The 9,926-nt window shown below is 71.3% G+C and carries 11 protein-coding genes and 1 tRNA gene; 5 read left to right on the plus strand and 7 right to left on the minus strand.

Annotated elements, in window-relative coordinates; all coding sequences use genetic code 11:
* Window positions 1-184 (minus strand): hypothetical protein (locus V7Z97_RS17505; protein ID WP_334164722.1); only part of this gene is annotated, 184 nt, incomplete at its 3' end.
* A gap of 155 nt (window positions 185-339) precedes the next feature.
* On the opposite strand from V7Z97_RS17505, the gene V7Z97_RS17510 reads away from it, so the two are divergent.
* The 3 genes from V7Z97_RS17510 (at window position 340) to V7Z97_RS17520 (ending at window position 3,747) form a co-directional block, all read left to right on the plus strand.
* A complete protein-coding gene (locus V7Z97_RS17510; protein ID WP_334164723.1) occupies window positions 340-813 on the plus strand; it encodes a hypothetical protein in 474 nt (157 codons plus the stop codon).
* Between the two features lie 95 nt (window positions 814-908).
* Entirely contained in the window at window positions 909-3,050 is a 2,142-nt protein-coding gene (locus V7Z97_RS17515) for a tetratricopeptide repeat protein (RefSeq protein ID WP_334164724.1), read from the plus strand.
* 52 nt (window positions 3,051-3,102) lie between these two features.
* The gene (locus tag V7Z97_RS17520) at window positions 3,103-3,747 is read left to right on the plus strand and encodes a class I SAM-dependent methyltransferase (RefSeq protein ID WP_334164725.1); all 645 of its coding nucleotides are present in this window, start codon (window positions 3,103-3,105) and stop codon (window positions 3,745-3,747) included.
* A 7-nt stretch (window positions 3,748-3,754) separates the two neighbouring features.
* Here V7Z97_RS17520 and V7Z97_RS17525 read toward each other — a convergent pair whose 3' ends face one another.
* Both V7Z97_RS17525 and V7Z97_RS17530 read right to left on the minus strand, forming a co-directional pair.
* The gene (locus tag V7Z97_RS17525; RefSeq protein ID WP_334164726.1) at window positions 3,755-3,913 is read right to left on the minus strand and encodes a hypothetical protein; all 159 of its coding nucleotides are present in this window, start codon (window positions 3,911-3,913) and stop codon (window positions 3,755-3,757) included.
* Window positions 3,914-3,988: 75 nt separating this feature from the next.
* Window positions 3,989-5,476, minus strand: a complete 1,488-nt coding sequence (locus V7Z97_RS17530; RefSeq protein WP_334164727.1) for a recombinase family protein — start codon at window positions 5,474-5,476, stop codon at window positions 3,989-3,991.
* An 86-nt stretch (window positions 5,477-5,562) separates the two neighbouring features.
* Here V7Z97_RS17530 and V7Z97_RS17535 point away from each other — a divergent pair, with 86 nt between their 5' ends.
* Entirely contained in the window at window positions 5,563-5,850 is a 288-nt protein-coding gene (locus V7Z97_RS17535; RefSeq protein WP_334164728.1) for a hypothetical protein, read from the plus strand.
* Entirely contained in the window at window positions 5,847-6,986 is a 1,140-nt protein-coding gene (locus V7Z97_RS17540) for a tyrosine-type recombinase/integrase (RefSeq protein WP_334164729.1), read from the plus strand. Before V7Z97_RS17535 ends, V7Z97_RS17540 begins: the two co-directional genes overlap by 4 nt.
* 64 nt (window positions 6,987-7,050) lie before the next feature.
* Here the strand turns inward: V7Z97_RS17540 and V7Z97_RS17545 are convergent.
* From V7Z97_RS17545 to V7Z97_RS17560, 4 genes are all read right to left on the minus strand, one after another.
* Window positions 7,051-7,127 (minus strand) — tRNA-His (locus V7Z97_RS17545).
* A gap of 131 nt (window positions 7,128-7,258) precedes the next feature.
* Window positions 7,259-7,963 (minus strand): energy transducer TonB, encoded by a 705-nt coding sequence (locus tag V7Z97_RS17550; protein ID WP_334164730.1) that lies wholly within the window; start codon window positions 7,961-7,963, stop codon window positions 7,259-7,261.
* 12 nt (window positions 7,964-7,975) lie between these two features.
* Complete coding sequence (locus V7Z97_RS17555) at window positions 7,976-8,410, minus strand: biopolymer transporter ExbD (RefSeq protein ID WP_334164731.1); 435 nt, start codon at window positions 8,408-8,410, stop codon at window positions 7,976-7,978.
* A gap of 5 nt (window positions 8,411-8,415) precedes the next feature.
* Entirely contained in the window at window positions 8,416-9,324 is a 909-nt protein-coding gene (locus V7Z97_RS17560) for a MotA/TolQ/ExbB proton channel family protein (protein WP_334164732.1), read from the minus strand.
* Between the last annotated feature and the right edge of the window lie 602 nt (window positions 9,325-9,926).

Genomic DNA, 9,926 nt, shown 5'->3' on the forward strand with positions numbered 1-9,926 from the left:
GCGCGGCGGCGGGGCCCGCCGCCCGCGCCAGGAAGAGGGTAAGGGCCTCCTCCGCGGAAAGGGAGTCCAGGCCCGAGCGGTCGACGCGGACACGCAACTCCTGCAGCGCCTCCCGGCCCCGCGCCCTCTCCGTCTCCTCGCTCCGGGGCGAGCCCGGCGAACATCTCGGCGATCCGGCGCGCATGGCGCCCTCCACGGCTGACACCCCGCGCTTCCGGGGCGCCTCCCGGGGCCCCCTCCTCCACCTCCTCGGCTCCGCCCGCTCGCCGCCCGTGGCGCTCCGCGGGCAGCTTCCGCCGCGGCGACTCGCGGGCTACCCTGCCGGCGGAGGGGGGAGCCATGGGCATGATGATGATCGCGCTGACTGTCGCCATGATGGCTGCGCAGGATCCTTCCTCCGCAGGGACCGCGGACCTCCACCTCAACATCGTGTGCACGGGCCAGCACGACGTCGTGCGGCACGAGGAGCGGCGGGTCGACCTCGGCTCCGCCGGCCGGAGCCAGTCCGGTCGCGTCAGCGGCTACACGATGGACACGGTCCCGGCCCGGCTCAGCGTCGTGATCCGCGACGGCGAGGCGCGGGTGAAGGTGCCGCCGGGCCTCCAGCCGATGCTCGGGAAGGCGGGGGAGGACGGCTGGTGGCCGGTCCAGAAACTCGCCGTCAGCGACACCAGCATACGCGGCGTGGTCAAGCTGGGACTGATCAGCAGCCCCCGCCTCCTGGTCGACCGCCTGACCGGCGACGCGACCTTCGGGAGCTTCACCGGCGTGTGCGAGAAGGCGCCCGAGGAGGCGCAGGGCCGGAGGTTCTAGGGGACCGCGGGCCGGGCCGGGCCTGGCGCGCGCGACGCGGAGATCCGCCGCGATTGCCTCGGGACAAAGGCGACCTCTGTGATACTTCGGCGCGCATGGATTCCGTCGAAACCGCCTTCCGCGCGGCCGTGGCCCTGCAGCGCGCCGGCGAGGACGCCCAGGCCGAGGCGATCTGGCGCCGCCTGCTCGCCGACCATCCCGGGCTCGTCAACGCCCGCGACAACCTCTGCCTGAGCCTGCTGGCCCAGGGGAAATACGAGGAAGGCTTCCCGCTCTACGACGTGCGCTTCGAGCGGCCGCGGGACCGGGTCGTGAAGCCCGCCCTCTCCTTCCCCGAATGGCGGGGCGAGCCGCTGGAGGGCCGTTCGATCCTCGTGTGGTTCGAGCAGGGGCTGGGCGACCAGATCATGCACGGCCGTTTCGCCCGCGCCCTGGCGGACCGGGGCGCCCGCGTCAGCATGCTCGTGGAGCCGCCGCTGGCGCGCCTGTTCCGCCACCTGCCGGTCGAGGTCATCGAGGCCTCAGGCCAGGTGAAGATCCCACGCCACGACTACTGGATCATGGCCGGCTCGCTTCCGGGCCGCCTGGGCGTGACGCTGCAGACCCTGCCCGCCGCCCCGTACCTGCCCGGCCGCGAGGGTGGCCGGGGCATCGGGGTGATGGTCCGCGGACGCCCGGCTCCGGATCCGGGCCGCTCGCTGCCCGACGACGCGGCCCGGGCCCTGCTGGCGCTTCCCGGCGCGCGGAGCCTCGCGCCCGAGGACACCGGGGCGAAGGACCTGCAGGACACCGCCGACATCATCGCCGGCCTTTCCCTGGTGATCACGGTCGACACCGCCGTCGCCCACCTGGCGGGCGCCATGGGCAAGCCGACCTGGCTCCTCCTGCCCCACCTCGCCGACTGGCGCTGGCTGCGCGGGCGGACCGACAGTCCGTGGTATCCCGGCATGACCCTGTTCCGGCAGCCCTCGCCCGGAGACTGGGCCTCGGTCATCCGGGATGTCGTGGCCCGTGCGCCCGCGGCGGCCGCCCCCACTCGCCAGATCACCCAGGCGAACATCCTGGAATCCTTCCACGAGGCCATGCGCCTGCAGGACGCCGGCGACTTCCCCGCCGCCGCCGACCTGTGGGCGCCGATCACCGCCGCCGCCCCGCAGAGCGCCGAGGCCCGCGCCAACTACGGGTCCGCCCTGCTCGAGCTGGGTCGGTTCGCCCACGCCGAGCAGGAACTGCGTCGCGCGCTGGCGCTGAAGCCCGACGCCCCCTGGGCGCACCTGGCCCTCGCCCGCTTCCTGAACGCGGTGGGCCGCTGGGCGGAGGCGGAAGCGCCCTACCGTCGCGCGCTGGCGAGCCCGATGGACACGCCCAGCCTGCGCACCGAGATGGCGAAGCTCCTGCTCGGCCTCGGCAGGTTCGAGGAAGGCTGGCCGCTCTACGAGAGCCGCATCGGTACGCCCGGCCAGAACGCCGAGCCGCTGGAGATGCCGAACCGCTGGAACGGCGAGCCGCTGGCCGGCCGCTCCCTGGTGATCTGGCCCGAGCAGGGCTTCGGCGACCAGATCCAGTTCGCCCGGTTCGCTGCGCTCCTCCGGGACCAGGGCGCCCGCGTCACGCTCGTGGCCCCGCCCGAACTCACCGCCCTCTTCGCCACCCTCGGCGTCGAGGTCGTGGAGCAGTCCGCCGAGACCACCTTCCCGCAGCCGGACTACTGGACCCTTCCGCTCTCCATCCCCGGAAAGCTGGGCGTGACGCCCGGGACCATCCCCGCCGCCCCTTACCTGACCGCGCCCGAGGACCGGCGCCGCAAATGGGCCGGCCATGCCCCGGAGGGCGCCATCGGCGTCGTCTGGAAAGGTCGGCCGACGCCAAACCCGCACCGTTCGATGCCGTCGAAGGACCTGCTCGCGCCCCTGGAAGCCCTAGGCCGGCCGCTCGTCGACCTCAGCGAGCCGCTGGGCGACTTCGCCGACACCGCCGCGGTTATCGGACAGCTCGACGCCCTGGTCACCGTCGACACCGCCATCGCCCACCTCGCCGGCGCCATGGGCAAGCCGACCTTCCTGATGCTCCCCTACCTGCGCAGCGACTGGCGCTGGATGCAGGGCCGCGCCGACAGCCCCTGGTATCCCTCGGTGAGGCTGTTCCGGCAGGAACGCCACGGGGACTGGACCCCCGTCGTCACCGCCGTGGCGACGGAGCTCCAACGCCGTCTCGCCGGGCCGGCGCATCGTCCCTGACGCCCGAACGGCCGCATGGCGCGGAGCCGGGGGCGGCGCTACATCCACTCGCATGGCGAGACTGACCTACAACCCGGCGATCTTCGACGTCACGGATCTCGAGAGCGCAAAGCGCATCATCCTCACGCCGGAGCCGGACACGGGCACCGAAGAGCGGTGGCGGCGCGAGACGCCCTACATCGCCGCCCAGCTGGGCGCCCACCTGATGCCGCAGCCGGACCAGACGATCCTGGATTTCGGCTGCGGCATAGGCCGGCTCTCCAAGGAGCTGATCGAACGGCACGGCTGCCGGGTCATCGGCGTCGACATCAGCGCCAGCATGCGGGCCATGGCGCTGGACTATGTGGCCTCCGACCGGTTCGCCGCCCTCTCTCCCGAAGAGCTCGCCGGCCAGGTCGCGGCCGGCCTGAGGGTGGACGGCGCCTTCTCCTGCTGGGTGATCCAGCACGCGCTCGATCCGGTGGCGGCGCTGGAGCAGATCCGCGCCGCCATGGCGCCGGGCGCCCGGCTGTTCGTCGCCAACGCCCACCTGAGGTGCGTCCCCGTCGTCGAGGGCGCCTGGGGCCGGGACGGCATCGTCGTACGCACGGTGCTGGAGCAGATGTTCAGGCCCATGAGCCTCGGCGCGCTGGATCCCACCTGGGTCGGCGAGAACACCGCGGCGACGTCCTTCTGGGGTGTGTACGCGCTGCGCTAGGCGGACGTCAGGCGAACCACCACCTGGCGGCTTCGGCGAGCACCAGCAGGGTCACCACGAACGGTATGGCGGCGACGCCCCACCCGGTGGCCCGGGCCTCGAGCCAGCCGCCGAGCTTCAGGTAGAGGGAGGTCCTGGGGCGCGGGGACGAGGATCGGGGAGCCATGCCTGAGACTACCGCCAGACCCTCCGCTCCTCCAAGAATTTACTGTATCTTTCATACAGCGACGACGCTTCCGCCTCACACCCCCGGCGCATCGGGGCGGGACATGCACTGGCCGCCGTGGGAGTCCATCGCCGCCTCCTGGGCCTCGGTGGGCCGGTAGCCGGCGAGCGAATAGGCCCGGCGCATCCCGCCGAACCGCCGGCGGTAGGTCTCGGCCTGGTCGAGGTCCGGCGCGGCGTTGATCAGCTGCACGCTGAGGCGGCCTTCCCGGGCCAGGAGCCGCCTCAGGTCCTCCACGAGCTCCTCGTCCAGGCGCGGCCGGGCGAAGCGCCGCCGCAGATCCGGCCGGGTCCGGTGGCACACCTCCGCCAGCCGCCGCTGCTTCGCCGACGGTGAATAGCCGATGCGTTCGTACGCCTGGATAAGGCCCCCGAAACGGCGCCGGTAGACACAGGCGCAGGCCACCCCCTCGGCGTCGTCGATCACCCCCGCCGTGAGCCGCCCCGCGCGGGCCAGGAGGTCGCGCAGGTCCGAGAGCAGGCGCTCGTCCGACAGCCGCAGGTGCCGGGCCCGCACCTGGCGGCGGGCCATCTCGAACCAGGCGGCCTCCACGATGGGCGGGAAGGCGCCGGCGGCCCTCACCCAGCTGTCCGGCGGCTGCCGCCGCACCGGCGTCCCCAGGCGCCCGACGCTGCGGCCGAACACCGCGACGCCAAGGTACTTCTCGTTGGTCAGGACCTCGGCCACCCGGTGCGGGGTCCAGGGCTGGCCCTCCGCTGCGGGGACGCCCTCCCGGTTCAGGGTGCGGGAGATCTCCGCCCGCGACAGGCCCCCGGCCACGAACAGCCGGAAGATCCGGCGCACGGTGGCCACCTCCTCCGGCGGGCCCGCCACCAGCACCACGCGGTCGGTATGGATGGCCTTGTGCTGGCCCGATGCGAGCACGGGCCCGGGGACGCCCTCGGCGGAGAGGGCCTGCCGGCGCAGGCCATAGCCGGGCGGCCCGCCCACCCAGTAGCCCGCCGCCGCGAGGCGCCGCTTGCCGGCGCTCACCCTGGTCGAGAGCTCCCGGCTGAACTCAGCGGCCATGGCGCGCTTGAGGTGCTTGACCAGGGTGGAGGCCAGGGCGCCGTCGTTGACGAAGGGCTCCGCCACATACTCCACGCCCACGCCGGCCTCCCGGCACAGGAACTCGTAGTGGGCGCTCTGGTCGGGGTCCTGGAACCGGCCCCAGCGGCTCACGTCGTAGACCAGCACCACCCCGTAGTCGGCCCGGCCCCCGACCACGTCGGCCAGCAGCCGCTTCAGCCCGGCCCGTCCGCGCAGGCTGAGGCCGCTGATCCCCTGGTCGGCGTAGGTCCGGACGAGGACATAGCCCCGGGCGGCCGCGTGCGCGGCGATGGCGTCGGCCTGGTTGGCGAGGGAGTAGTTCTGGTGCTCCGTCGACATGCGGAGATAGCTGGCGGCGCGCATCACGGCCTCCCGTTCGATCGCCCGGGCGGCCTCGTCGCCCGGCAGCGCCAGGGTGGAACGCATGGCGGCGCTCGCAAGCACCGCGTCCACCCTGCGCCTCCGTATCCGCCGCGCCGCCGACCGTACGTCTCTGCGCGCCGGCCGGACCGAACCCCTGCCCCGGCGGTTCCCCGTTCATGTCCCTGTCCGCCCGCCAGTGGCCCGTCCTGATGGACGCCCGGACGTCCGCCGCCTACCTGGGGCTCTCCACACGGGCCCTGCGGCGGCTGCTGGCCCGCGAAGGCCTCGATCCCATCCTCCTGGGGCCCCGCACCCGACGCTGGCGCCGCGCGGACCTCGAGGCCCTCGCCGAGCGGCTCGGCAGGGCCAGCTTCGCGCCCCGGGCGGCGGCGGCCGAGGCCGCCCTGGCCGCCGTGGAGCGGCGCCAGGGTCGCGGCCCGCCCGGCGCGTCTGGAGAGCCATGAAGCATGTCAAACAGGTCCGCGGCGCGGACGGCTCCACCTACCTCTACCTCCGCCGCAAGGGCGTGCCCCCGATCCGCCTACCGGACGGGCTCGCCCCGGCCGCGCTCAGGGCCCACGTCGAGGCGCTGCTGGCGCAGCGGGCGCCGCCCCCCGCGCCGCCGGCGGCCACGCTCGGCGCCGCCCTGCGCGCCTACGAACTCGAGAGCCCCGACTTCCGGGGCCTGGCGGCCTCCACCCAGTACGAGTACCGGCTGATGCTGAAGGAGTTCGAGGAAGACCTGGGCAAGGTCCCCGTCGCGGCCTTCACGCCGGCCTATGTGGACCGCCTGAAGGCCCTCTGGGCCCGCCGCGGCCACCGCGCCGCCAACCTGCGCCTGCAGGTGCTCAAGAACGTCCTGAAGCCCTGCCTGATCGCCGGAACCCTGAAGAGGGACCCCTTCCCCCTGGTCGGCCAGGTCCGCCGCCCCCGCGCCCTTGGCGAGCCGCACCGCATCTGGTCAGACGAGGTGCTGGCCACGGTCATCGAGGCCGCCCTGGCCGCAAGGCGGCCGGGCCTCGCCCGCGCGGTCGCCATCGCCCGCTACACGGGCGCGCGCCGGGGGGACCTGGTGCGGATCCCGCGCACGGCCCGCCGCGAGGGGCGCTTCCGCTTCCACTCCGGCAAGCGCGGCGTCCACGTGGACATCCCCGAGGATCCGGCGCTCGCCGGATGGCTGGAGTCCCTCCCCGGGGAAGCGCCGGTCAGTGTCCGTCGCCGGCGCCGGATCACCGCGGGCGAGGCGCCGGTGGTCACCACCACCCTGGTCTTCAACGTGGCCGGCCTCCCCTACAGCGAGGACGGCCTGGGCCAGGAGCTCGCCAAGCTGGTCGCCGTCCTGCACGCGGCGGGCCGGCTCGACAGCGACCGCTACGACCTGCACGGCCTGCGGCACACCCGCGGCGTGGAGCTCGCCCTGGCGGGCTGCAGCGACGCCGAGGGGGCGGCGATGATGGGCCACCAGAGCGCCCACAGCTTCACCCAGTACCGCCGCCAGGCCGACCGGAGCCGCCTTTCCGACGCCGCCGCGCGACGGGTCGCGGAGGCCCGCGAGGAGGCCTTCCGAAAAGTGGAAAATGGGAAAAGTGGAAAAAAGTGACAAAAATCAGTCTGTGAACTGAAAAAAGGCCGGAGGTTTCTCCGGCCTTTTCAAGGTCTTGCGATGGTACCGCCCTCCCGGATCGAACGGGAGACCTCCAGAGCCACAATCTGGCGCTCTAACCAACTGAGCTAGGGCGGCGCGCTTCGCGAGCGCCCGGTTCTAGTCGTGACCGGCGGTGCGATCAAGCGGGCGCGCACTCTCGGCTTCGGCAAACGAAAAAACCCCGGAGGTCGTGACCTCCGGGGTTCCTTTGTCGCGGATCGTCCGGCTCAGCCCTTGGGCAGGCGGAAGACGATCGGGATCCGCACCGTACCACCATCGACGGGCTGACCGTCCTTGGTCTGCGGCCGCATCCGGAAGAGCTTGGAGAGCCGCATCGCGGCGTCGCCGAAGCCCATATTGTCCGGCTCCTCGGAGGCCACGGAGCAGCTCGCCAGCGTGCCACGGGCGTTGACCGTGCAGCTGAGCGTCGCCCGTCCTTCGGTCTCCATCCGCAGGGCGCGTTCCGGGTAGTACCGGGCCATGTCCTCACCCGACGGACGGCGGAGCCAGTCCGGCTGGGTGATCACCGACGGACGCGGGGGCTCAGGCGGCGGCGGAGCCGGCGGCCTGGGCTCCTCGATCCGACGCTCGACCGGCGGAACCGGCAGCGGCGGGATCGAAGGCACGTCGGGCACCGCCACCGGAGGCCGCGGCTGCAGCTTGGGCGGCGGCGGCGGCGGGGTGTTCGGCGGCGGCGGCGGAGGCGGAGGCGGCGGAGGCGGCGGCACCGGCTTGATGATCGCCACATCCGTCACTTCGTCCGAGTACTCACGGTACTTCGGCTCGAACCGCGTCTTCCACAGGTAGATGCCGATGACCACGTGGACGATGAAGGAGATCACGATCGCGATCGTGACCCCCTTGCTCATCTTCGGCTTGGGGTCGTCGAAAGGATTGTGCCGGACGTGGACGGCTTCCTGAGTATCAGCCATGCGTCACCGTCCTCACTGTTCTTCGCCGACCAGGGCCACGCTGTAGAACCCGTTGTCCTGCAGCATGTTCATAACGCCCATGAAGTCGCCGTAGAGCACGTCCTTGTCGGCCCGGATGAAGATCCGCTCCTTCGTCGGGTTACGGCTCGCACCCAGGTTCGTCCGGAGATCGTCACCGAGGGTGGCGAGATCCGACGGGAAGTCCTGGATGAAGATCCGCCCGTTGGACTGGAGCGAGATGTAGACCGGCTTCGGCGGGTTCGTCGAAGGCGGCGCGACCGCGGGGGGCAGGGCCACCTTCACGGTGACAGCCGCCATAGGCGCCGCCACCATGAAGATGATCAGGAGAACCAGCATCACGTCCACGAAGGGGGTGACGTTGATTTCCGCGTTCTGCTCCTCTTGGTACCGGCTGTCGCCGCTCGGTCCCGAGAGTTTTGCTCCCATGTGGCTTAGGCTCCTTTGTCGAGCTGCCGGGAGATCGCGTTCATCAGCTCAGCGACAAAACCTTCAGTGCGGGCGCCATAGGCCGAAATCCGCGTCTGGAAGTAGTTGTAGAAGATAACCGACGGGATGGCGGCGAAGAGGCCCAGGCCGGTGGCCAGCAGGGCTTCGGCGATACCGGGCGCGACGACGGCCAGGTTGGTCGTGTTGGTGTTCGCGATCCCGATGAACGAGTTCATGATCCCGTAGACGGTGCCGAACAGACCGATGAACGGACCGTTGGAGCCGACCGAGGCCAGGAACTGCATGCCGCTGGAGAGGCGGCGGGCCAGGGAGGCCTGCACCGCACCGACGGCGGCCTGGGCGCGCATGATCGTGGTGTCGCGGTGCTCGCCGGTGATCTGCAGGCCCGCCTGACGGGACAGCTCGATTTCCTGCGCGGCCGCGGCGGCCATGTCGGCCAGCGGGTTGCCGTCGAACTCTTCCGAGAGCGCGATGCGGTTCATGTCGTTGATCGACTTGGCGCCGCGGAACTGCTCGAGGAAGTTGTCGGTGACGCGGTTCAGGTTGCGGAACTCGAGCAGCTTCGTGAGCAGCAGCGTCCACGAGAAGATCGAGGCCAGCACCAGGCCGATCATCACGACCTTAACGACCGGGTCGGAGTCCATGAACATGGTGCCGATGCCGAGCTTGCCGGCGTGCTTCATGGTCGGCGGATCGGCGGACTCGCCGGCCGCCGGTTCACCGGCGGGGGCGGCAGCCGGAGCGGCCGCGGCGTCAGCCGCCGGAGCGGCAGCAGCGTCAGCCGCCGGAGCGGCCGGGGCGGCGGCGTCCTGAGCGAACGCCGGCGCGCTCACCGCCAGCGCCAGCGCGCCGACGAGAGCGATGAAAGGGGTCTTCAGTTTGTTGTCGAGCATCTGTCGCCAGTTCCTGGTTGGTCTAGCACGATTGGCCGGAGGGTCGTCGCGCGAGAGCGTCTCCACCCTAGTTGAAACAAGCCCGCCGTCCCGAACCGTTTTACCGGACCGAGACGACAGAGCCGCTGTCGCTGCGCCCGACCCGTAACGCGTACTCCCAACGGCTCGTGGAAGATTGGCGTTTCGAAGGCGCGAGGCGACCCCGAACTCCCGGAGGAACCCGAAGTCTTACCGCTATGTTAGACGTGCGGCTGCGACCCTTTGGCAACCCCTTATTAAGGCGTCAAGGGGGCAGAAGCCTTCCTGCTATTGTGAAATTTCATCTGCCACCCATGGTGCTGCGATGCACAATGCGTAGGCCAACTTTTCTACGACGTGTTTCCACTTCGCCGGGAATTTGCATGCTGCGATGCAGCAACTTTCCGCGGAACCGCGTTGTGGAATACTGCAGCTCACATAACTGAATCGCCGACGCCCAAGAGACGCCCCGGAGCGCCTTTGCTTGCGCAAGACGCAGTCGCCGCCGGTTTGATCTTTTCCGGAGAAAGAAGTGGTGCCTGGGGGCGGATTCGAACCACCGACACGCGGATTTTCAATCCGCT

It is taken from the genome of Phenylobacterium sp. (genome assembly GCF_036821595.1).
Classification (GTDB): Bacteria; Pseudomonadota; Alphaproteobacteria; order Caulobacterales; family Caulobacteraceae; genus Phenylobacterium.